The sequence below is a fragment of the Spirobacillus cienkowskii genome (assembly GCF_037081835.1).
Classification (GTDB): Bacteria; Bdellovibrionota_B; Oligoflexia; order Silvanigrellales; family Silvanigrellaceae; genus Silvanigrella; species Silvanigrella cienkowskii.
The window spans coordinates 543,407-567,593 of the sequence record NZ_CP146516.1 but is presented as its reverse complement, the minus strand read 5'-3'; the positions used below and the strand labels follow the sequence as shown (position 1 = coordinate 567,593).

Below are 24,187 nucleotides of genomic sequence, written 5' to 3'. Positions count from 1 at the left end.
TCATAAAAACGCTTTAATTTTTAATTTAATCCCAGTGAACAGGTTGTCCCGTAGCAGCAAGAACTGAAAGCCATAGAGGATCATTGACACTCAATTGTTTTTTTCCAAGCGCCGCTGCAGATAAAGGAACATGCGTAAAGCGTTCATGAGCATATCCTACCATACAGCCAGTTTTGCCAGCCATTGCCGCATGAACAGCATTTTGACCAAGTTTTGCACAAAATACTGAGTCATCGGCTGACGTTGTTTGAGCACGGAGCATATAACTTGGATCAATATATTTTAGCGTCGTTTCAATATTTCTTGCCTTAAATTCATCTGTAATTTTTTTCTGTAAAAATTTACCGATATCTTTTAATTTTACATTGCCGCTAGGATCTTTTTCAATCTCAGAAGGAGGAAAAAGGTCTTGACCTGCACCTTCAGCGACTGCAATGGTGATGTTTCCTTTATCAAGCACTTTTCTCACTATTGCATTTAAAAGTCCATTTTGTCCTTCTAAACGTATAGGTACTTCTGGCACTAAAACAAAATCAATATCATTCATTGCCACGGCAGCAGTTGCAGTCAATGCACCACTATTGCGTCCCATGATTTTTACCAAACCAATTCCATGAAATGCAGAGCGCGCTTCTGTTTGCGCACAGCGCAATGCTTCAACAGATTTAGCAACTGCAGATTCAAAACCAAATGTTTTACTGACCCACAATACATCATTATCAATTGTTTTAGGTATACCAATCAATCCAATTGGTACTCTACGACGCTTAATTTCTTCATGAATAGCATGAGCACCCGCTAAAGTGCCATCTCCACCAATTGTAAAGAGAATATTGATATCGCGTAACATCAAGGCATCAACAATACTAACATGATTAGAATGACCTCGACCCGTTCCTAGAACACTACCCCCTTCAAAATCAATATTTTGGACAGAGAGTGAATCGAGGCGTCGCCAACCAAAAGCAAATCTTTTGGTAAGCGGGTCGTGAGTAAATCCCTGATACCCATACGGCACACCAAAAATATTTTTGACGTTGTAACGGTCCGACAAAAACGTAACTAAATTTTGGACAACGTTATTGAGACCTGGAGCGAGTCCACCACACGTTACAATTGCAACTTTAAGACTTTCGGGGTTCCAAAATATTTTTTCTCGCGGCCCCGCCAACTCAAAAGAAAGAGGGTTAAAAAGAATATTTCCCTGTTCAGGACGAGACGCCTTTAATAGCCCGTTTAATGATATGTCAACAAGAATCCTATCCCTACCATCATCAACAAAGTTTTCTGTTTGAAACGATGTTCTTAATGGCGAAGGAATGAGAGCGTTACCAAAATTTTGCGTCAAGCTCTCAACCATAAATGTATCTGGTTTAATATTGCTGGATTCAATCATCGTGACCTCAAGCAAGCGCAGCGTTTTGTTCATCAAATATTTCTTGTAAAGAACTTGATGCAAGATCTAGCATTTTATTTAAATTCTCTCGAGTAAATGGACGCTTTTCCGCAGATCCCTGAACTTCTAGGAGTTGTCCACTTGCGGTCATCACCACATTAAGATCAACATCTGCTTTGAGATCTTCTTGGTAATCGAGGTCTACAAAAACCTGATCTTCAAAAACACCTAAAGAAATTGCAGCAACCGCATCACGAAGAGGATTATTTTTTAATTTATTTTGTTTGATTAACGATTCAATTGCCAATTTTAATGCAATATATCCACCAGTAATCGAAGCAGTACGTGTACCACCATCAGCTTGAATCACATCACAATCTACAATAATTGTTCTTTCACCAAGTAGTTTAAGATCGACAACAGCTCTTAAAGAACGACCTATAAGTCTTTGTATCTCTTGGGTGCGACCAGAAAGATTTTGACGCTCGCGGCGAGTGCGATCTTGAGTAGATGCTGGAAGTAAAGAGTACTCAGCAGTGACCCATCCTTGTCCACGTGTTCCACGCATCCAATTCGGTAAAGTGTCTTCTATACTTGCAGAACATAGCACCTTGGTTTCGCCATATTCAACCAAAACAGAACCAGCAGGATTTTTTAAATATTTTGGTGTAATTTTAATTGGTCGCGCTTGAGAAGGGCTACGACCTAAAGTACGAAGAGACATCATATTACCTCATTAAAAATAAAAATAGAGCTTTTTCAAAAATGAAATACCCATCAAAAGATATACATTAAAATTACTTTTGCAAGGTACAAAAATTTTGCTGTAATTGAGATTTAGTAAAGACTGATATAACAGAAGATTTCATCATTCTTGACGATCATTATTTTCTTTCTGTTGTTTTAAAAGCCAATCGAGATCTTTAAACAAATGCTGATGGGCTATGATTTGCATAGCAAATTTGTCCCATGCCTGTGCGCTCAATGGACTAGAATGATTTACACTCATAATTTCATTTTTCTCAGGAGTGTGACTCAAACTCCAAATACAATGACCAAGCTCATGAGCAATCAGCTCTAATTTAAAGTCATTCTTATACTTTTGCACATCACGATGAAACTTATATTTTTGCGCTATTGGTGGATTATTCCAAAATGATTTTCTAATCTTTATTAAGCTTTTAAGATAGATCACGTTATCGTATGTTTTTGATTTGGAACTATATCTTGAACATTCAGCCTCATCATTATCACCATTTTTTTTGCTATTAAAATAAGAATCATCTTCAAATTTAATGGTTACATATTTTGTTCTACTAAGGAGATCCTCTCCTACCCCAAGGTTTCTCAGTCTATCTTTAACTGAATTGGAGACATGAATAAGCTCAGGTTCAACGGTTTCACTTTTTAAATATCGAATTTCTGGAATCACTTTTCCGCAACTTACAGAAATAAAAAATACAAATAAAATAAAAATCTTGAAACATAAATTCACAAAATTGCCTAACTGATGAGTAAGAAAAAATAAATATAATATTTGTGGTGCAGAGAAGGAGACTCGAACTCCAACAGCTTTGCAGCTACTCGCACCTGAAACGAGCGCGTCTACCAATTCCGCCATCTCTGCCGTTTTAGTAATAAAGTTGATGTTAGAAAACAAGTCAAGAAGAAACACAGACATTTATTATCTAATAAAATAGATAACTTATATTTAAAGAATGCTCGACAAAAGGACTTCCTAATATTCCCCAGTTATATCCTAATGATGTATTTAAACCAATTTTCCAATTTTCAACAAATTCATAAGAAACACTTAAACCACTTTGAACTCCATACATAGCTCTTTGATAATTAAAATCTGAATCAAATAAATAAGAAGATATTATTAAAAAATTTACACATAATTGGAACAAATTTTCATTATGCAACAAATTTTCTTTAAGGCCGAAAGCAACCTTAAATAAATTGTTAGGTTCAAAAATAGGATAATCAAATAAACTTTTATTCCTTAAAATTGTTAAATTTTTTGCATTCACCATAACTTTAGAATATCCAAGTAGTAATAAATAATTATTAATACTTAACATCGAGTTATAATTAAAATGATTATGAATTTTCTTATTATAATTAAATAAATATCCACTACTAAAATTAATTTCATAAGCATCAATTTCATTCAATTTATTATCCTGATTGTTACTTTTTAAATTTTTTGCGTAAATTGAGGGATACGGATTTGGTAAAGTACTTGGAATATTGTTTTTATTTTTTAAATTATTAAAATGGACAGTATAAACTGACTGAGCAGCATCTGGTATAATTCTTTGTACCTCAAAATTTTTTTCGCAATATATTGCAAGATAAATGGGAATTCCAGAAGGTGACAAAAAATGATTCATATTATTTAAAACTTTTCCATTTAAATAATAATGACATGATTTTAAATTTTTATTAAATTTTAATTCTATCTTTGTTTTATTAGAAATTCTATTTTCTTTTAATGCAAAAGACATTTTTTTTGCAATGCTAGTATTAATTAAATTTGTTAAATCTAATGATAAATTTTTTGAATCAATATCAACCAATAAAGTTTGCAAAGAATAGATATCATCTTTAACAATACCTTTTAAAAATAAATACAAATCTAAATCAACATTTTCATAACCTATATTTAATTGAAACTTAACAATTTCTTCAATTAAATTAAAATTTTTTTCTAACTTTTCAGTATTTAATTCGTAATTTTCATGTAAAATTAAAGTTTCTTTTACAATTTCATAAAGATATTTTCTTTCAAATGAATAACTATTTTTAATAAAAAGCAATAAAACAATTAGTACAGCATAATTGAAAATTTTTTTATAAAACATATTAAGGAAGTTACTTTCAAAATAAATTCAGTATGACTAAAAATTAGTCGTATTCAAAAGAATATGTTTATATTTTAGACAAAAAAATACGACCACAGATTTTTTTTCTTAAGGAAACTCATGTAAATAATTGATTTTTATATGTTATTTATAGTTGGCACAGATATTTCTTGTATAAATTAGAATTGTTAAGTTTTTATTCTTTTTACTAGAGAAATTCATGAATATTTATACAACTAAAAATCTCTTACAATCCAAACTTCAAGGTTATTTTCGCTTATGTTTACCGTTTTTATTTATTTTTTCAATGCTTTATTGTCTTGTACAGGGGTTTATTGAACAAAATAAAGAACGCGAAGATCTTAACAAGATGGCTCAAATTCCTGTTCGTTATAACAGTCTTCCAAAACCAAATTGCAACCAAAAAAATTTAGAATTAGCAATCGCTCTTTTTTCAATAAAATCATCTAATACAATAAAATCAATAAGTTATTTATCGAATTTGCCTTTTAGAGGAATAACACTTGGCAATGCTTTCAAAAATAACAAAGTCATATTTATAGGTTCATCAGCTTTTACGAGTTGGGGGGTACTTGGCTCGACTCTGGCTCATGAAGCAGAAATTCATGGAAATCAGTCATTTTTCAAAATTGAACTTCTTAACTTTGCCGCCTATATGAGTGCTTCATTAGTTAATAACAACTTATTTTTTAAATATAAATTTAACGTAACTTTGCCAATAAGCTATGGGACATATACTGCAGAATTAGAGGCTTACAATTATGAACTGATTAGTAAAAAAAGATTTCACTTGAGCTTAGATGAAGTTGCAGCTATCAAAAAAACCTTGGTGACAGATGTTATATAATTTTACAATTATATTTTTACTTTAAACTCAATTAAGATTATGGTAATCTTTTTTTGTTTAACCTAATAAACGCAAAATTTAGTTAATTTATTGAAATAATTAAATTTTTTTATATTTTATAAAAACAAAATGAGTTGTCGTAATAAATTAAAATTAGTCTAATTTTTATACTTTAAAAATTAGACTAATTTTATTAAAAATTTGGCATTAAATACTTGATTGATACTTATGAAGGAGTTTGCGTAATGCTTTTAGTAGAATCAAAAATTTATAAAATATCAATAAATTTAGCGGTTTGTATTTTTTCTATTTTGTTACCTTTTAACTCATTTTCAAAAACAGAAAAAAACACTATTATTTACTATAACTTAATGCCAGCGCTATTTAAAAACGAATCTTCTTTTCCACTTCCAAAAATGAATGGGATTGATGACTATTTTTATAACCACAACAATTCTCTTCCTCAAACTTGGGGCAAAGAAAATGTCAACCTTGAAACCTACAAAAACCTTGATCTCAATAAAATTGGCACTCAAATTGTATGCACAAAAAACGATGGCTGCGAAGGTTATGCTAATATTTATCGAAGATTTCATGAAAATAATGCTTATTCAACAATAACAATAGACTATGTAAATTATGCAGACACTAGTCATCATCCTATCACTTTTATCGAAATGGATAAACCAATAATGAATTCGGTTACATATCGATATACAGACGGAAAATTTTACAATAAAAATATTGAAACTTTGGCGACAGGTGGGTCATTAATAGGGCTAGACTTTTACTTTTACTACAAAGCAAATAAGGGCGAAGTCATTACATATCTTCCATTTAACTACGTACCAGGCTTAACTGGCAACGCATTTTTAGATATAGATAATGAAGATATTCTAAATAAAAGTATTCCATATAAGCTTATCGACCCTAACGGCAAAGAAGAAACAATTGAATATAGCACGAGATGGATATTAAAAGGTTATGATCAAATTTATCCAGATATTTCTTTTAACCGAACTTTTCAAATTTCGCACGGCTTTTCAGAATCTGATACTTACTCCTGGGCATTTCAATTAGGAGCAGAAGAATCATTAAGTGTACCATTATTTGCATCACTCAAACTCACGCAAGGCATCACTTATACATCAACAAAACAAACAACAGTGAGCGACTCAACTGTGGTTAGCGAAAGTGTTACGTTTCCTGCAAAAAACTACCCTGCAGTAGCAGCAATATATTCTTTATATATGGTTTCTAAAACTTCGGCTCCACGCTTAGAAAGCTTAATGAAATTAATAAATAAAAGTATAAAACAAAAAGAAAAAAACTGCTATTTTCAATGGGAACTTGTAAAAACAAATTCTATGCTTTCAGATGACTTTGACAATATGGTTGATGCAAAACCCCCAAGTAGTTCAATGTATATCAATAGTTTTATTTCAATTAAAATTAATTGAAGATTTTATTATTTATTAAATTTTTGATTTTTTATTGAGTACCAGGAACCTAAGCCTGCAGTTGTTAGAATCGATATAATCACAATTAATGACATCCACCCTGGAATTTTAATTACATCTATCAATAACATTTTTAATCCTATAAATGATAAAATAACTGCAAGACCTGGCTTTAAATACTTAAGTTTAACAATCCACTCTGCAAACACAAAATAAAGCGCTCTTAATCCAAGTATAGCTAAAATATTTGAAGAGAATGCAATAAAAGCATCATTGGTAACAGCAAAAACAGCCGGTACAGAATCGACTGCAAAAATTAAATCCGTTGCCTCAATTACAATTAACGCCAAAAATAAAGGTGTTGCATAATATTTTTTTGACTTTTTTATAAAAAATTTATTTCCATGAAACTTATCAGTAGTTGGAATAAATTTTTTAATAAATTTAACTAAAATATTATCTTTGCCACTTGTGTGTGAATCTGTTTCTCTAAGTAATTTTATACCCGTTATTATTAAAATAACACCAAAGACATAAATAATCCATTTAAAATTAAGTATCAATTGAGCGCCAAGTAAAATAAAGCTACCTCTCATTATAATTGCACCTAATACTCCATAAAATAATACTCGATGTTGATACTCACGTGGTATTTTAAACGAAGTAAATATTAATAAAATTACAAAAATATTATCAACACTTAATGTTTTTTCAACCAAATATCCAGTAAAAAATTCAATCCCTAGCTCAACGCCATAATTAAAACCAAACCAAATATTAAATATTATTGCCAATAAAATCCAAAGACCACTTTCAATTAAAGCAATTTTTGTATGTTTTTTTTGACTTAATCTACTAAATAAGCTTAAATCAATTATCAATAAAACTAAAATTACAACAACAAATCCAAACCAAAGCCAAGATGGCGCAACAGAAATAGAATTTAAAAAACTAAACATAATCACCTTCTTTTAATAAGTTTAAAAAATTAATATAATTATACAACAAAAATTAAAATGCGTAATGAAAAAATAATGACAATACTGATTTTAAAAAAATATTTATAATCTTTATTAAATTTTTTTATTAAAAAATATAATAACTTAAAGTTGACTGAAAAATAGTAAGCTGCTAAATTCAAATTTCTGCTTTTTTTAAATAAAATGCTAAAATGGAGACTCTATGAAAAAATTTTACCTATTAATTTTAATATTTATACAAATTTTCATAAATTTTAAAATTTTTGCAAATACAACTCCATACAGCTTTGAAGGTCACATATGGAAAAATAAAAAGTGTACTAGTTATTCTGATAATATTTTATCTGGAAAATTTAACTACGATTTTACAAAACCCGGCAATATTATTACTTTTATCGATTATTATGATAGCATGAAATGCTTGAATAAATTTGGATATCCATCTTATCAAGCTAATGGAACTTATGAAGTTATAAATGTATTTAAAGAAAATGGATTTGAGATCCATGAATTATTGATAAAATTTGAACACCTACTTTATAATATAAGGTTAAATATAATAATTAAAGATAAAATAATGAAAGTATGCAATCCAAAAAATATTAAATGCAAAGAATTCGAAAAGTCATAACAATGTTTAAACCTTTAATGTTGTGAGATATCTATTGTATGAAAAAAAATGAATCTCGTTTTATTTTTGGTAACTTAAAAAACTCTGAAAACCAGTTAAATTTAAAAAAAAATGATAGAGGATTAATTAAAAATTATAAAAACTTTGCGTGTGAAATTAAAGATAACTGGTTAGAAGTTTTAAAAAGCAAAACCCTATTACAAGATTCTATGGCTGCACTAACAGTTGTTTCTGTGGCAATTCCACTAAATATCGCACTTGCAGTGTCTTGTGGTCTATCTGCAAGCGCTGGATTACTTGCAGGAGCAATAGGTGGTGGACTTGCTGCTATTTTTGGGGGTTCTGCTCTTCAAGTTACAGGTCCTGCAGCAGCGTTAAATGTTATGGTACTTGCTATTACAGCTAAGTTTGGTACCAGTGGTGTTTTAATCGCTTGTTTGATAATTGGACTGATTCAATTCATCTTAAGCTCTTTTTCTGCCGGTAGATTTATTAAATATGTTCCTGAAGCTGTTCTTGCAGGATTTACAACTGGTGTAGGCATTACATTACTCAATATTCAAATTCCAAAACTCCTAGGCTTTGAATACAATTTAATGCATCTAATTGGTATGCTTAATTTCAAATGGCTTCTGGATGTGTCTTGGTTTGCAGTGATATGCGGATTATCAGTTGCTTTTATTGTAACTTCATGCAGGCAATTTAAAAGATTTCCAGCTTCTTTTGTTGGAATAATTATTGTCACAACACTTTCAATGCATTTAAATTGGAATATAGAAAGAGTAGGAAGCATTCCTTCTTTTATTTCTACCCCAAATTTTCCGCTTATTTCTTCTGATAAGTTGTTCTCTTTAATTATCGCATGTATTCCACTTGCTTTACTCGCTTCTATAGAATCATTACTTTCTGCTCAGGCTGTAGATAAAATATCTAATGCACCAAAACCTCATAATCCAAATCTAGAATTATTTGGGCAAAGCTTAGGAAATATTGGTTCTGGACTCTTTGGCGGCATGCCTGTATCAGGAGTGATAGTCCGTTCAACTGTTAATGTGCAATCTGGCGCAAAAACAAGATTATCTGCACTCTTACACGCTATTTTAATAGTTGTATTTATTTTATATTTTAGCGAAATTATGGCCGCAATTCCAATTGCGGCCTTAGCAGGCTTGTTGTGCGTAGTAGGAGTAAGGCTTGTTGAAGGAAAAGCCTTTATTCATTTATTAAAAACAAATAAATTTCATTCTCTTGCATTTTTATTTAGTATGCTTGGAACAATTAGTGATCATTTATTTGTTGGATTAACAATAGGATTTTTAATGTTTTTCCTGGAGAAAGGGGTTAATAATAATCAAAAAAATACTGACAATAAAAAATTAGACACCAATAATAACCAACGCCGTGCAGTTTTTCCTGCAAAAAATAAAATTAAAACATTACAAAAGCCCAAACACCATTATCTTGATACCAAAAATACAAATTGGTTAACGCAAATTCGAGAGAAAGCATACATTGCTGCATCATCTTATGTGCATCAAAGAGCATCACTTATAGGTAAAGTAATTCTTGGAGAACATGTTCATATTGCGGCTGAAACCTCAATTCGTGCCGATGAAGGAACTCCTTTTTATATTGGTTCAAATTCAAACATTCAAGACGGTGTCGTAATTCACGCCTTAAAAGAAAAATGGGTTAACATTGGTGGAGAAGACTGGGCGGTATATATTGGAGAAAATGTTTCTGTTGCACACCAAGCACTTGTCCATGGACCTTGTTACATTGGTGATAAATCATTTATCGGATTCCAAGCAATCGTCCATGATTCTATAATTGGCTCTCATTGCTATATTGGAATTGGAGCTATTGTTATAGGAGTTGAAATACCTGATGGCCGCTACGTACCTCATGGAATGGTTGTTGATACTCTTGACAAAGTCGAATTATTACCTAAAGTTACAGATGCACACTTAAATTTTAACGAAGATGTTGTAGATGTAAACAAAGGACTAGTTTACGCCTATAAAAAACATAATAATCAAAATATTCAAACAGACGAATTTGATAAAAAATTATCTCAAGTATTAAATTGGAGAATCGCTTCAGATAAATTTTAAATTAAAAGGAGCATAATTAAATGTTCGATACTATTATTTTAAGCTTTACTATTGGTATTTTTCTCTTTTTAATTTATTCATTAAAAAAATGTTTTTTTCAAGTTAATGAAGGAAATATTGCAATTCTTAAAAATTTTGGCAAGGCAATTTCTATAAATAACTCACCAAATAATTTAAAAATTTATAAACCAGGTTTACATTTTAAAAAACCTTGGCAAAAAACAGTAAAAATTTCTGTAATGGAACAAATTGTTGAGCTTTCAGGCACAGATGGCGACACTATGGCTATGGCATCAGATGGCACTTTATTAAGAATCGATGCAAAATTACGGTTTATTCCAAGTTTAAAAGATTTATATGCATTAATTTTTTCTATGGAAAATCCTCTTGAACATACTAAAGGATTATTTACCTGTATTCTTCATCAAGAAATAAGCTGCTTTGAAAACAAAAAATCAAATAATAATGATCATACGCACGAATTAACAAATGTTGGATCTTATGCTGCAATTCGCAGAGATAGAGGATTATTAAACAAACATATTCAAGAATTTTGTAGTTCAAAATTGGGAAATACGTATGGTATTCAGTTTGAAAATGTTGATGTTACCGATATTTTACCCCCAGATGAACTTGCTCAATCTCTAAACGCAGTCATTAACGCACAAAGTGAAGCGCAACGACTCTATGCCCTAACAGAAGGAGTCTGTGAACAAAGAATTATGGCAGCCAAAAAAGGGATTGATATTGCCAAATCCAAAGCCAAAGCAACTGAAGTAGATATTGAAACTATGGCAAAAATTTTAGAACAATTGCAAAATGCTGGAACATTGAATTGTTATATTGAAAGACGTCAAGCAGAAGTCTTTGCTGAATCTAGAATTTCTTATGTAAAGAGGCCATTATGAATGAATATATTTTTGATTATATCATTGGATTAATTGCAGGGATTGTTTTTATTCCAACTGTTTATTTAATTATTAAATCTTTTACTATTCAAGTTGAAAATGAAACAAACGTGTTAATATGTAAGTTTGGTAAACTCTCTAAAGTTATTACCCAACCAGGACTTCATTTATGGATTCAAAAAGTTTTACCATGGAATAAAATTTACCATGTTTCTTTAAAAAAAGATTTTCGCTGCTTTGAGGGTATTCATGTAAACGATAGTCGTGGTACTACGATAATAATTGATCTTTGGGTCGAATTTAAGATTTATTCACCAGAAAAGGCTTTGTTTCAAGTTGAAAATTTAGAAAAATTTTTACAAAGTGTTCTTGCAAATTCTGCCACTGCTACACTAGGGACTTACGAATTTAAAAAAATTCTGAGTAGTAGAAATCAAGTGTGCGCCGTATTAAAAGAAAATATTAAAAACGAAGCAGAACGCTGGGGACTCTCAATTGATTTTATTTTTATTAGTAAACTCAGCTTACTCCAAGATGTATCGCAACAGCTCATGGACACAATTGCTGCACAACTTGAAAAAACAAAAGCAGACGTAGAAGAAGCAGGACGCCTAGATGCTCAAATTTTAGAGGCAGAAACTGCTTCAAAAGTTGCGAGCCTTGTTGCCGAAGCACGAGGACAATATAGCTTAAGTGTCAGTAGAGCCTATAAAAAATTATCTAATAATTATAAACTATTAGAAGCTTACAAAAGACTCTATGAATTGTCGTTACTGAAGCCTCATCGCACTGTTGCGTTTCACGGTTTCTCAGAACATGAAGTCAAATCTATGGAAGCTGCTATGACACTACCTCCCCCATTTGACGATGGGTCAAACTCGGAAGGAGCACAAAAATCTTTGACTCTTAATTCGACGTATGCAAAAGATTTCAATTCATCAAGAAAAATATAGATGGTTATAAGCTATGTTAAAATATCTTAAAATAAATTTAATTATTATGATTCTGGGACCTCAAGTTTTATTATCTTCTACCTATTCAACTAAGTGGAAAATAAAAAACTTTTCAAAAGCAATTATCAGAATATCATGCAGCAATGAGGAACAAACTCAAATTAAAATAGCAATGACTTCTGCTGCTATTTACCCTGGTAAATATCAAAACTTTGATTGGGGAGATAAATATTATAATGATGGTTTATGGCTAAATCCTGGAAAATGGAAATGTAATTTTAAAAATCTTCCTGCTGAAAATGCTGATTTTGAAGTTTTTACTACAGATTGGGGAGAAGATATAACACTTATAGTTACTCAAACAAATAATACATTTAAATTAACAAAAATAAGTTCTTCAAATAAAGTAAAAAACAAACTTGATTAAAATAAATTATACTTTAATGAAATCGAGATCCAAAAAATAAATTACTAATGCCAATTAATAGTTGAGAAAAATCAATTAGAATTTGAATAAGTAGTTAAACAGGCAGGCAGAAAATCGTCCGAAAACATGGACGATAAGGCCTTTAGTCGATTCGAACTTTTGATGCGATTTGAATACCGCTGGATTCAATTAACCAGTTAAAAAGGATTTCAATGGACTGCCGAATAGAGCTAACAGATTTAGAATAAACTTTCTCATCACTAGAAAGAGTTTTTTTATTCCGAGAGAGTTTAATTGGTGTGTGTAATTTAGAGTTTATTTGATTCAAGTTTTTTTTAGTTGATTTGTCACAGTAAGCACGATTGGCAAAGATTTGCGAATGTTTGAAGTTTAAAAGATCATTCTTAACAGCAGTTAAGTCGTGAGTTGCGGCGGGTGTGATTTTAAAATCAATAGGTGCGGCAAGTTTTTTATTTTGAAACAAAGCAGCGAGATGAAGTTTTAACCCATAGTAAAATTTATCTTTTGAAGAGCAATAGCCAATAGCAGAAATATCGTTTGCAGTATTGCACTTGTGCGCCCGAAAACCAGTTGTGAGTATAATAGGTAAAGAGTCAATAAGAATAAAAGGTTTGGATTTTGTTTTAGGGATTTTAAATTTATTATTTTTTAAAATAAAGTTTGCAAGTTCAGGAAAGAGTTTACTTAAGCTATTAAGTCTTGACAAAAATCCTTCATAAGAAGGCAAGTGAGGAAACCAGTTTGGAATAAAATTTTTAGTGAAGTTAAAAATAGCTTTTATATTTTTTTGTTTCATTAAAACTCCAAAGATGTAAATAGTGGTGACTTCTTGGTCTGTGAACGAGGGATTTGAGTTTGGACTAATTTTTAAAAAAGAGGTTGGAGAGAGTTGAGAAAAGAAATCGCAGGTAGTAAGGTATACAGTGATGAGTTGGCTCTGCCAGTCCATTGGTAGCTCCTTTGTTAATTTTGTTTGTGCAAAAATTATTTAACAAATTGGAGCTATTTCTTCAAGCCTCACAATAACTTTCTCAACTATTAACTGGCATTACTAATTTTTAGTTTTTTATTTTGTTGCTGATATTTCTCTCTAATTTTCTCTAAGTAAACACTAAATGCATAATAATATCTAGTTGAAATAGGAGATCTTTTTAGTCGTTCGGAATGAAACCGATTGTTTTCATAAGCATAATTTATCATTTCATATTGTTCAGGAAGAAAGAATCGACACGTTTTATCTGTTATACAAACATAATGTATCATAACAAAATTACTAACATCACCATTATTTAAAATTTTTATTTCAACTTTTGAAGCACCATTCAAATTATTAATTTCATCAGTAAAAAATGCATCTCCCACCTCAATATTATTAAATAAAACTTTAGAAGTACAAGCAATTTCTGAACACATGATTGGTGACAAATCAAAGTTTTCAATTTCTGATAAAAAACTATCAAAAGCAGCAGCTGCAGACATATTTTTTTCGTTAACTATGATGGTGTTTGCAAAAACTGCTAATTTTATAGAAATTAAACTCAGAAAAATTAAAAATTTCACGGCTTACTGCACTCCTAAAAAGAGGTTTAAAAATATTCATAATCCTTTTTATAAAGGTAAAGATATTTTACGTATTTTTTCTATTTTGTCAATTAAATTAATTTGCTTTTTTTGGTAATCTAAATAAATGACTTAATTTTTGTTTTGTTTTTTTTCTAAATGATATTTTTCACATTTCATTATTAAACTAGCACGGCTTATTCCTAATTTTAATGCTGTTTTGCTTTTGTTCCAATTTTCAATTTCTAAATTTAATAAAATCATTTCTTTTTCGAGTTGTTCTACAGCTTCTTTGAGACTACCTTCTTTATTTATTCCATTAAATGATTCATTATTGTCACGTATACCATAAATTCTTTCTGATAAAAGTTCTTCTTGTATTTCTATCTCATCACCGGATAAAACACAAAGTCTTTGAATTTCATTTTCTAGCTCTCTCACATTCCCTGGCCAAGTATATTTTTCCATTCTCTGCATACAGCCGGCAGAAATTTTTTTAATTTTTGTATTATTTTGTGTGCTATAATTTTCAAGAAATTTTTTTGTTAAAAGAAGAATATCTTCTACCCTATCTCGGAGCGGAGGAAGTTTAACATTAATAACATTTAAACGATAATATAGATCTTCGCGAAAAGAACCATTTTTAACCATCTCTTCTAGATTTTTATTTGTTGCAGCTAAAATACGAACATCTACTTTTTTTTGCTCCAATCCACCTACAGGAATAAAAGTACCATCTTGCAAAAGTCTGAGTAATTTAACCTGCATTGAAGAAGAAGTATCACCAATTTCATCTAAAAATAATGTTCCTTTATCAGCTAATTCAAATAATCCTTTTTTATCTTTAATTGCATTGGTAAATGAGCCTTTTACATGTCCAAATAATTCTGATTCCAATAAATTATCATTTATTGCTCCGCAATTTTGGACTATAAAATTTTTATCTTTTCTTTTTGAATTTACGTGAATAGCTTTAGCAATTCCTTCTTTTCCTGTACCATTTTCACCTGTAATTAAAATTGTCGCATCACTATCGCTTATTTTAGATAAAAGCTTAAAAACCTCTTGCATTGCTGTACTTTTGCCTACAATATTTTCAAAATTCCAATCTTTTTTTAAGCTTGATGATATTGCCTGAAAATCATCATTATTATCATTAATTGATTTTCTTAAAGTTAGAATTTCATCAATAAATACCTGCAATAGTTCTTCAAGATATCTTACCTCTTTCATTGATAAAATTGGAAGCTGATGAATATATTTCTCAATATCATCATATTCTTGACTAAAATGTTTTTTTAAATAATATCGTAATTTTTCTTTTTGTTCTTCAAGAGTTTCTTCAATTATAAAACCATCGGCGAATACGCATCCTAAATATTTATTTCCTAATTTTAAAGGAACAGAAATTGTGCTAAATCCAGCATGACATGTTGATATTAATTGCTCACCAGCTTCTTCGGATTCGATTGTTGTTTGCCTTGCGACAGCAACACATTGTCTAAATGTTTCGTTATTTTCAGTAATGAGTTTACAGATTGGATTTTTAGGATTAAAGAATTTTCCTTGTGGAACCCCCCTCAAATACCCTTTTTGATCGGTAAAATTTAGCTGAATATTCCACCAACTGCCTATAATTATCCGTAATTTCTTTATAATATTTAAATTTTCAAAATGCTCGTAATTGAAATGCTGTTCATCTGTCACTTATACCCCCTCAAAGCGGATATTTTTTTACATGCATCTTTTTTCGACACATTTTGACAAAACTTTATGCAGTATGAAAAAAAATTCAACAATTTCAATTTATAATATATTAAAATTGCAAAAAATTAAAATACTCTTGACGATTATAAATAATATTTGCATAATTATTATAGCCTCGTGTAGTTTTTGTAAATAATGTGGCAGAACCTACAAATAACGTTATAGGAAGCTAACGGTTTTTTGGTGAGCATGCCCTCCGGCTTGTACGATTGAGGGAAGCCTAAAAAAAAATCACAAGGCATCCACTTTTTTGAAAGTGGGTTTCTCCTAAAATAAAAACTTACGAGGTCCTTTTTCATTATATTATTATAATTAAATTTCTTATTTTAATTTTCTCTTATAAAGTTTAAATATTTTTAAAAAAATTAGGCACATTCTTGCTTCTTCATGCGCGTCTTAACGCATTAGAGAGGGCTTGCTTGGGCTACAAAAATAATCTCTCCATAATTTTTTCTTAATCTGTTTCCGAAACTCTTTTTGAAAAAATAAGAAGATTTTAATTTTAATTTGATCACCACTATTGCAACAAAATATTTAGGTAGGATACTTACAAGAATATGTTCATGATTGTCTTTGCTGTTTAACTCAATAAGTTTGCAATCAAGCAATTGACTCCAAAATTCACGAATGTTACAAATATGATAGTGGAGGATTTATGACAATATGTGGTGTAAAATTCAGAACGTTTCCAAGCATTGAGCAAGCTAAAAAACTTTCTCAATGGATTGATTGTGCGAGAGTTATATACATTTGCAAAGTGTCAAATAATAATCAAAATTATAGTGGATTTAAAAATACAGGAGAAAATTTTTCTTTAAATCAAGATTTTTCTCCCTTTAAAAAAAAAGAAAAAGAGTGGTTAAATCAATTTCCTTCGCAAATTTTACGCAATGCATTTTTAACTTGGTACACTGCAAAAAAGCGTTTTTTTAAAGGATTAGCAAACAATCTCTGTAAAAATATAATTAATAATTTGTCTTTTTCTTTTTGTTACGATTTAGAAAATAGTGTAAAATCTGAGGAAGATTTGTTAGATGAATATTCTTGTTTTGAAAAAGATTCACTCAATGTTCTTAATGTTGACTTTGATCGTGGTGTTGTGATTCCATTTCAAACTAGTCGTCAAATAAGTTATGATTTTAGAGCAATCTATTTCGCTAATTCTCGTTACTTTGTTAGCTAGCTTTTTTTGGGACAGAGGTTTACAAATTATTAAATGCCTAAGACAATAGCTAAAGCTATATAATCTCTTTTTTTTGTATATGAGATTTATTATGAAAAATATATTTAATGGTATTGCAAATATTAATGGAAAGTTATGCAATCTCAATGAGGCAAGTGTTCCTCTTAGCGACAGAGGATTGTTGTTTGGTCATGCAATTTTTGAAACACTTTTGGTTTATAAAGGTAAAATTATTGACTGGCAGACTCATTATGAGAGAATGAAATTAAGTTGTGAAAAATCTTTTATCCAAATACCAAACGAGCACGATCTTAAAAATGAGGCTCTAAAAGCAGTAGATGAGAATATTAAAAAATCAGAACAACTTTATGATAAAGCACAGTTAAGAATTATTATTTCGGGAGGAAATTCATTTGATTTTGCTATTAAAAGAGAAAATAATTCTCTTCCGTCCTGTAATATTTACATTATTTGCAGAAATGTTTCTGGGCCAACAAAAGAAAATTACATGAATGGCATAAAGTTAAAATTAGTAGCTGATTTGCGTTCTCCTGGACTTGTAAATATAAAAAGTAGCTCTTATCTCTATAGCATAATAGCACTCGAGAACTCTCGATTAGATGGGTTTGAAGATGCCCTTTATTATAATTCCAATGAAATAATAACAGAATCAACTACTGCAAATTTTATATGGTTTGATAAGAATCTCAATGTTTATTCTGCCCCCTTTGAAGGAGCATGTTTAGCAGGTACAACACTCTCTCGCTTAATTTCAGGCTTAAAAAAGTTTAAAATTTCATTTGACTGGAAAGAATTAAATCGTGCAAAGATAGTAGAGTTCGCAGGATGCGCCATAATTTCTTCAATTCGAGGAATTGTGCCAGTAAAACAAATAGAAAATCATCACTTTGATATTCAAGAATTTAGAGCGTTTTTTAACACTCTAAATAAAGCACTTCAAAGTGAATAAATAAGATAAAGGTGTAAAAATAGATGCGTGTTATCAGTGGCATTTACAAACGAAGACAGCTTGCCACACTTCCTGGTAATTTAATTACCAGACCAACTGCCGACAGAATTAAAGAAAGTTTGTTTAATATTATTGCATCAGAAATTCATAACTCTAATGTACTTGATTTATTTTCTGGTAGCGGCTCTCTTGGTATTGAAGCGCTTAGTAGAGGTGCTCATAAAGTTATTTTTGTTGAACAACATCCAGATGCTGTAAAAGTAATTCAAGAAAATTTAAAAAAATTACAAATACCAGATGATAAATTCATAATTATCAAAAATGATGTTTCAAATTTTTTAAAATCATTCAATTTTGACATTAAAATTGACATCGTTTTTGCAGATCCTCCCTATAGTACAGAATGGTATAAAAATGCACTTAATGAAATTGAACATTCAAAAATATTAAACAATAATTGCACCGTCATTTTTGAAATGCCAGCAAACTATGATTTTCATTTACAATTCTACTCAAGAGACTGGCGCATGACAGACAAACGCAATTATGGAAAAACAAAATTAGAAATCTGGCAGAAAGGAACTCACGAGTGAACATTATAAATAGACATAAACTCAGTGTTTCGCTAATCACTTTAATTATTGCTTTTAGCCAGGGTTGTACTAGCACATCATCAAAAACCCCCAACAGTTTAAGTTACATACTGTCAGGAAATAAGTTTGCAGAAAAAGGCGAATTTGCAAGATCTGCAGAACAGTACAAAAATGCTCTGAAAGAAGAACCAAATTCTTCTACAGCCAAACGCAACCTTGGTTTGGTTTATGTTAAAATGAACAAATTTAAAGAAGCTGCAAACCTTTTGTCAGAAGTATCTTCTGCTTATCCTAAAGATCCAGAACTATTTTATTTTTTAGGTGAAGCGTATCGCGGCCTTTCTTTAGAGCAAAAAGCAATTTTAAATTATAAACAATCACTTGGTTTAGCACCAAACGATTTGCGAACAATTAAGTCTTTAAGTTGGGTTTATTTAAAAACTGGCGAAATCAATGAGGCCGAACAGCTAATCAAAAAAAACTACGAAAAAAATCCACTCGATCTTCAGCTGTTATTAATTATGAGTAGCATTGATGTTAAAAAAGGACGTTATAGTAAAGCAATCAAAGAAATGAAAGAATTTGAAAAATCTGACTTTAAAATTATAAGTAGAGATAAAACTACAGCAGAAACAGAAAAAATTCTGCTTTTAAATGTTTTAGGCAATGCCTACCTGGGTATCAATGATTGCGTTAAGGCTCAAAAAATATTTGATTTAGTGCTACAATCAAGACCTTTCTTAGCATCTACTCTCACAGATTCTGCGAAGTGTGATCTAAAATCAAATAACTTGTCGCTAGCGATGGGCAAACTTGAAAAAGCATATTCCGCCGAACCAGATTACCCAGAATCATTGTTTTTATTAGGAAAAATTTATACTCAATATGACCCTAAAAAAGCAGTGTTTTATTACAAACGATTTTTAGAACTAAGTTCCGAAAACCAAAGTTTTATCAATGAATTCAAACAGGCACAGGCATCTATCAATTCTCTTGAATCTAAAAACTTACCGTCGTCACAGAAATCTGATTGACGCAAGAGATAGATTAGTTAACTATAACACTTGTATTCAACTCTTTAAGAGAGTTGAGCATGATTTAAGCATGTTAGAATTCATGGAAGGGTATAAGCGATGAAACTTTCATCAGAGCAATTAGAACGCCTTGCCGAGCGTGTTTTTAAAGTCTTAAAGTGCTCCGGTCACATTGAACTTGATTACTCAACCGAAGAACGTGTTGAAGAAAAAGTTATTGAACAAATTACAAACGTTTTAGAAGACGATTCCCGTACTGAAGATAGACTCTCCAGAGAAGCGGAACGCCTAGTGCAACAACAAAGTCAAATAGCCAAATCTTCTGGCAAAAGTTTCGAAAGCCTTGTTGATGAAGTTAAAATCCGTCTTGCAAAATCAAAACGTGTCATTTTAGGAGATTCTCCTGAACGAGCTGATTCTCTCGCAGAAAAAGTGTTAAAGGCGATTTGGAAAATTGATAGCATCGACTTTTTTAGCGAAGACATGAAAGTCCAAAACTGCATTGCTCGAGCAATCCATCGTTTTCGTTTAGAAGATGATCGCATTATTGAAGCTGTAGAAAAAATTGTTAATAAAAAAAGCGGTGAAGAGCCTTACTCTCACGCTTGGTGTCTTGCGTTTGACAAATACTATAACGAAGTTCGTCAACGTATAGCAAACCAAAAGGCTTCTGATGAACCCCACTCAATGGGGGGATAAACTCTCCTTTTTTATTTTAGAGAATATATCACGTGCAGCATCCCTCTGAGTTTGTCCATCTTCATATTCATTCTGAGTATTCCTTGCTCGATGGTTCTATCAAAGTAAAAAAGCTTGTAAAAGAACTCAGTAAACGTGGCGCCAAAGCTGCAGCGCTCACAGACCATGATGCAATGCATGGAGTCTTAGAGTTTTATCTTTCGTGCCAATCAGAAAAAATTAATGGTATTATTGGGTATGAATTAAATGCAGAACCTAAATATCTTGAAGAAAAAAAACAAACATGCCACCTAGTTTTACTTGCCGAAAATGATATTGGTTATTCAAATCTTATTAAACTTTGCACAATTGCAAATACATCTGGTAAAAATAATATATTTACAGATTCTTCAAATGTAAGCTGGCATGATCTCGAACAATACTCAAAAGGAATTATTTGTTTAACAAGTTGTCTAAAAGGTGAACTTGCAAAACATCTTTTAAATGATGATAAAAAAAATGCGCGTCTGTATCTTGAAAATTTAATAAACATATTTGGTAAAAAAAATACTTTTGTAGAATTGATTGACAATGGATTAGGAGAACAAAAACATCTCATTCCAAAACTCGTGCAAATTGCTAGCGAGCTTGATGTTGGTATTGTTGCCTCCGCAGATGTGCATTATCTTTATAAAAAAGATAAAGAAACACACATGTCTCTCCTAGCAATAAAAAATAAATTGCAAAAATCTGACGTCAAAGGTGTTCCTTCAGAAATAGAGTTTCACTTAACAACAGCAGAAGAAATGTGTGAAAAATTTTCTCAATATCCTGAGGCAATTCTAAACACAACACGTATTGCAAATCGATGCTTGGTAAAAATTGATACAAAAAGTATTTTTATGCCTGATTATCGTCAACGTGAAAATGAATCGTCCGACGAATGCTTGGTAAGATTATCAAAAGAAGGACTAGAAGCAAGAAAAGATGCCATTGCGAACTGGATGGGCGACAAATTTAATAACGATATTTGGCAAGAATATCAAAAACGTCTCGATTATGAACTCTCTGTTATTTTAACAATGAAGTTTTCTGGTTACTTTTTAATCGTTCAAGATTTTATCAACTGGGCAAAAATGCAAAACATCCCTGTTGGACCGGGACGTGGTTCTGCAGCAGGAAGCATAGTGACCTATGCATTGCGTATTACAAATATTGACCCCATTCGTTTTAATTTATTATTTGAACGTTTTTTAAATCCTGAACGGATTTCGATGCCCGATATCGATACCGACTTTTGCCAAGATCGCAGAGGCGAAGTTTTAAATTACGTTTATCAAAAATACGGTAACAGAGCAGTTTCTCAAATTGTGACTTTTGGCCGAATGATGGCGAAAAATGCAATTAAAAATCTTGCACGAATTAATGGCTGGTCATTTCATGATAGCAATGAATTTGCAAAACTCATTCCAGAATCACCTGGAATTACGCTAGAACAAGCCTTTCAAGAAGAGCCTAAAATTCGAGAACGCGTAGAAAATGATGAACGCACTCGCAATCTTTGGGAAGGAGCGCTTGAAGTTGAAGGGACACTAAGTTCTCTTGGAATTCATGCTGCAGGTGTTATTATTTCTGATAGAGCACTTGATGAACGTTGCCCATTGCTTGAGTCAGAAGGGCAACTTCTGACTCAATTTGAAAATAAATACGCAGAAAAAATTGGTTTAATTAAATTTGACTTTTTGGGTTTAAAAACTCTTACTGTTATTGACAATACAGTAAAACTAATTAAAAAACATAAAAATCCATCGCTAGATATTGATACTATCAATCTTGAAGATAAAAAAGTCTACGAAATGATCTCTACGGCTCATGTTACTGGTGTTTTTCAGCTTGAGTCTACGGGAATGCGAAAACTCATTGCAGATCTCAAACCCACATGTTTTACGGATATCATTGCTGTTCTCGCTCTATTTCGACCAGGACCACTAGGTTCAGGAATGGTAGAAGATTTTGTAAAAAGAAAACATGGAGAAACTGCCGTTGAATACCCATTTATTGAGCTAGAAAGCATTTTAAATGATACCTATGGCGTTATTGTTTACCAAGAACAAGTTCAAAAGATTGCAGCCGTACTTGCTAACTACAGCTTAGGCGAAGCCGATCTCTTACGCCGCGCAATGGGTAAAAAAGATAAAGTCGAAATGGAAAAACAAAAAAGCCGTTTCGTTAGTGGTGCCACACAAAATAATCATAACGCCCAAAAATCTGGTGAGTTATTTGATTTAATGGCTAAATTTGCTGAATATGGTTTTAATAAGAGTCATACTGCAGCTTATGGTTGGGTTACATACCAAACTGCTTGGCTTAAAACTTATTATCCAACCGAATTTATGACAGCCATCATGTCTTGTGACTTAGATAATACAGATAAGATTGTTGGCTACGTTCGTGACTGCAAAAGAATGAAAATTAAAGTTCTTCCACCATGCGTTAACCATTCGCGATTTGAGTTTAGTATTCCTGAAGAACGCGTTATTCAGTTTGGATTGGGTGCTGTTAAAGGTCTGGGTTCAGGAATTATCAATATGATCGTTCAGGAAAGAGAAAAGAATGGTTTATTTACAACAGTTCCCGAATTCATTGTCCGCATGGATGCTCGTAAACTCAATAAAAAAATTATGGAAAGTTTAATCAAATCTGGAGCATTTGATAGCCTTGCAACAAATAGGGCAGAACTCCTTACAAATTCTGATTCTTGGTTGCGCACTATTGCAAAAGAAGCAGACAGAGAAGAAAAAACAGTTTTTGATCTTTTTGCAATGTGTGAATCACAAGTCGCTCATTCTGGCAATCAGCCATCTTCTGCAACAATTGCTCAAAATCTTAAAAACTTAGATCCCATCGTGACTGTGCAATTTTCTCCTTTTGCCTTACCAACAAAAATAAAGTTTGAAAATTGCCCCGTTAAAATTCAAAATCAACTTGTCGCAGTTCAGTTAAAACCTACAAAACCTTGGAACTATCAAGAACAACTTGCCCATGAATTTGCAACACTTGGCTTCTATATGACAGGACATCCTGCGGATATTTTACGTCCAGATTTTGATAAGCTTGCAGAAATTACTTTAGACCAAGCAGCTCTTTATCTTGAGCCCGATAATGTGCCCGATTATAAACGCAAAATAATAAAAGTCGCAGGCATTGTTACAATGCTATTAGAAAAGAAAAATAGAGAAGGACAACCGTTTTTAGTATTAAAAATCGAAGATGGATTTGGCGAGTTAGAAGTTACCTTATTTAATAAACAGTATGCAGCATTATCAGAATCCATTAAATTTGGTGAGGCATTTATTATTGAATGTAAAATAAGACGCGGGATAGAAGAGGGTAGTGTAAAAGGTGTTGCTCAACGTCTTGATAGAGTTTCTAATAAGCGTTTAGAGCTCATTAAAAGAATAGTTTTGTCTACTCATGAAAACTTCCTTAAAGAAAAAGATAATATCAAAAAGCTTATACAAATCTTTAATAAAAACACTGGTACTACTCCTTTATTTATGAACATTCTGATACCAGATGATAAAATTATGATTAAAGCAAAATTTGGAAATCACTTTGTAAAACCTACCGATTCTTTTATTATGGAAATTGAAAACTCTTGGCCTGGTATGATTAAGGTTGAGAGACTTTATCAAAATCCGATACAACTTGCTTAATTTATTTTAACTTGTTAATAATTTAATTACATTTTTTTATATAGTATAAACATACATT

22 protein-coding genes, 1 tRNA gene and 1 other RNA gene are annotated in these 24,187 nt (G+C 31.3%); 14 read left to right on the top strand and 10 right to left on the bottom strand.

Translation table 11 applies throughout. The features are described 5' to 3' along the window. Positions 1-25: 25 nt before the first annotated feature. The 5 genes from Spiro2_RS02485 to Spiro2_RS02465 all read right to left on the bottom strand — a co-directional run bounded on the left by Spiro2_RS02485 (position 26) and on the right by Spiro2_RS02465 (position 4,266). On the bottom strand, positions 26-1,429 hold the full coding sequence (locus tag Spiro2_RS02485) for an ATP-dependent 6-phosphofructokinase (RefSeq protein ID WP_338636798.1): 1,404 nt from the start codon (positions 1,427-1,429) through the stop codon (positions 26-28). After that, positions 1,404-2,123: a ribonuclease PH gene (gene rph / locus Spiro2_RS02480; protein ID WP_338636796.1), complete on the bottom strand. Its 720-nt coding sequence runs from the start codon at positions 2,121-2,123 to the stop codon at positions 1,404-1,406. The genes Spiro2_RS02485 and rph overlap by 26 nt, the downstream gene beginning before the upstream one ends. Before the next feature lie 141 nt (positions 2,124-2,264). After that, on the bottom strand, positions 2,265-2,891 hold the full coding sequence (locus Spiro2_RS02475) for a hypothetical protein (RefSeq protein ID WP_338636795.1): 627 nt from the start codon (positions 2,889-2,891) through the stop codon (positions 2,265-2,267). A gap of 45 nt (positions 2,892-2,936) precedes the next feature. Further along, positions 2,937-3,023, bottom strand: a tRNA-Leu gene (locus tag Spiro2_RS02470). A 61-nt stretch (positions 3,024-3,084) separates the two neighbouring features. Beyond that, positions 3,085-4,266, bottom strand: coding sequence for a hypothetical protein (locus Spiro2_RS02465; protein WP_338636794.1), 1,182 nt, complete (start codon positions 4,264-4,266; stop codon positions 3,085-3,087). A gap of 220 nt (positions 4,267-4,486) precedes the next feature. On the opposite strand from Spiro2_RS02465, the gene Spiro2_RS02460 reads away from it, so the two are divergent. Beyond that, positions 4,487-5,134, top strand: a complete 648-nt coding sequence (locus Spiro2_RS02460; protein WP_338636793.1) for a hypothetical protein — start codon at positions 4,487-4,489, stop codon at positions 5,132-5,134. 245 nt (positions 5,135-5,379) lie between these two features. Next, complete coding sequence (locus tag Spiro2_RS02455) at positions 5,380-6,594, top strand: hypothetical protein (protein WP_338636791.1); 1,215 nt, start codon at positions 5,380-5,382, stop codon at positions 6,592-6,594. Between the two features lie 8 nt (positions 6,595-6,602). On the opposite strand, the gene Spiro2_RS02450 is transcribed toward Spiro2_RS02455, so the two are convergent. After that, on the bottom strand, positions 6,603-7,553 hold the full coding sequence (locus Spiro2_RS02450) for a TerC/Alx family metal homeostasis membrane protein (protein WP_338636790.1): 951 nt from the start codon (positions 7,551-7,553) through the stop codon (positions 6,603-6,605). Positions 7,554-7,776: 223 nt separating this feature from the next. Here Spiro2_RS02450 and Spiro2_RS02445 point away from each other — a divergent pair, with 223 nt between their 5' ends. From Spiro2_RS02445 to Spiro2_RS02425, 5 genes are read left to right on the top strand one after another with little or no spacing between them, the layout of a single operon-like run. After that, on the top strand, positions 7,777-8,205 hold the full coding sequence (locus Spiro2_RS02445) for a hypothetical protein (RefSeq protein ID WP_338636789.1): 429 nt from the start codon (positions 7,777-7,779) through the stop codon (positions 8,203-8,205). Between the two features lie 38 nt (positions 8,206-8,243). Further along, positions 8,244-10,319 (top strand): SulP family inorganic anion transporter, encoded by a 2,076-nt coding sequence (locus Spiro2_RS02440; protein WP_338636787.1) that lies wholly within the window; start codon positions 8,244-8,246, stop codon positions 10,317-10,319. Between the two features lie 20 nt (positions 10,320-10,339). Continuing rightward, positions 10,340-11,227, top strand: a complete 888-nt coding sequence (locus tag Spiro2_RS02435; RefSeq protein ID WP_338636786.1) for an SPFH domain-containing protein — start codon at positions 10,340-10,342, stop codon at positions 11,225-11,227. Continuing rightward, positions 11,224-12,180, top strand: coding sequence for an SPFH domain-containing protein (locus Spiro2_RS02430; RefSeq protein ID WP_338636785.1), 957 nt, complete (start codon positions 11,224-11,226; stop codon positions 12,178-12,180). The genes Spiro2_RS02435 and Spiro2_RS02430 overlap by 4 nt, the downstream gene beginning before the upstream one ends. 13 nt (positions 12,181-12,193) lie before the next feature. After that, complete coding sequence (locus Spiro2_RS02425) at positions 12,194-12,607, top strand: hypothetical protein (RefSeq protein ID WP_338636784.1); 414 nt, start codon at positions 12,194-12,196, stop codon at positions 12,605-12,607. 142 nt (positions 12,608-12,749) lie between these two features. Here Spiro2_RS02425 and Spiro2_RS02420 read toward each other — a convergent pair whose 3' ends face one another. The 3 genes from Spiro2_RS02420 to Spiro2_RS02410 all read right to left on the bottom strand — a co-directional run bounded on the left by Spiro2_RS02420 (position 12,750) and on the right by Spiro2_RS02410 (position 15,895). Continuing rightward, complete coding sequence (locus tag Spiro2_RS02420) at positions 12,750-13,577, bottom strand: transposase (RefSeq protein WP_338636782.1); 828 nt, start codon at positions 13,575-13,577, stop codon at positions 12,750-12,752. 89 nt (positions 13,578-13,666) lie between these two features. Further along, positions 13,667-14,188, bottom strand: a complete 522-nt coding sequence (locus tag Spiro2_RS02415) for a hypothetical protein (RefSeq protein ID WP_338636781.1) — start codon at positions 14,186-14,188, stop codon at positions 13,667-13,669. Positions 14,189-14,320: 132 nt separating this feature from the next. Continuing rightward, positions 14,321-15,895, bottom strand: a complete 1,575-nt coding sequence (locus Spiro2_RS02410; protein WP_338636780.1) for a sigma 54-interacting transcriptional regulator — start codon at positions 15,893-15,895, stop codon at positions 14,321-14,323. 168 nt (positions 15,896-16,063) lie between these two features. Between Spiro2_RS02410 and ssrS the strand changes: the two genes are divergently transcribed. After that, positions 16,064-16,249: non-coding RNA, 6S RNA (ssrS, locus tag Spiro2_RS02405), on the top strand. Positions 16,250-16,359: 110 nt separating this feature from the next. On the opposite strand, the gene Spiro2_RS12725 is transcribed toward ssrS, so the two are convergent. After that, positions 16,360-16,584 (bottom strand): transposase, encoded by a 225-nt coding sequence (locus tag Spiro2_RS12725; protein WP_422398025.1) that lies wholly within the window; start codon positions 16,582-16,584, stop codon positions 16,360-16,362. A gap of 26 nt (positions 16,585-16,610) precedes the next feature. Between Spiro2_RS12725 and Spiro2_RS02400 the strand changes: the two genes are divergently transcribed. The 6 genes from Spiro2_RS02400 (at position 16,611) to dnaE (ending at position 24,129) form a co-directional block, all read left to right on the top strand. Beyond that, a complete protein-coding gene (locus tag Spiro2_RS02400) occupies positions 16,611-17,138 on the top strand; it encodes a helix-turn-helix domain-containing protein (RefSeq protein ID WP_338636779.1) in 528 nt (175 codons plus the stop codon). A 91-nt stretch (positions 17,139-17,229) separates the two neighbouring features. Beyond that, positions 17,230-18,108, top strand: coding sequence for an aminotransferase class IV (locus tag Spiro2_RS02395; protein ID WP_338636778.1), 879 nt, complete (start codon positions 17,230-17,232; stop codon positions 18,106-18,108). 23 nt (positions 18,109-18,131) lie between these two features. Next, complete coding sequence (rsmD, locus tag Spiro2_RS02390; RefSeq protein ID WP_338636777.1) at positions 18,132-18,701, top strand: 16S rRNA (guanine(966)-N(2))-methyltransferase RsmD; 570 nt, start codon at positions 18,132-18,134, stop codon at positions 18,699-18,701. Next, positions 18,698-19,735 (top strand): tetratricopeptide repeat protein, encoded by a 1,038-nt coding sequence (locus Spiro2_RS02385; RefSeq protein ID WP_338636776.1) that lies wholly within the window; start codon positions 18,698-18,700, stop codon positions 19,733-19,735. The genes rsmD and Spiro2_RS02385 overlap by 4 nt, the downstream gene beginning before the upstream one ends. Positions 19,736-19,834: 99 nt before the next feature. Continuing rightward, positions 19,835-20,434, top strand: coding sequence for a DUF507 family protein (locus Spiro2_RS02380; RefSeq protein ID WP_338636775.1), 600 nt, complete (start codon positions 19,835-19,837; stop codon positions 20,432-20,434). A gap of 32 nt (positions 20,435-20,466) precedes the next feature. Then, positions 20,467-24,129, top strand: coding sequence for a DNA polymerase III subunit alpha (dnaE, locus tag Spiro2_RS02375; protein ID WP_338636774.1), 3,663 nt, complete (start codon positions 20,467-20,469; stop codon positions 24,127-24,129). Positions 24,130-24,187 lie beyond the last annotated feature (58 nt).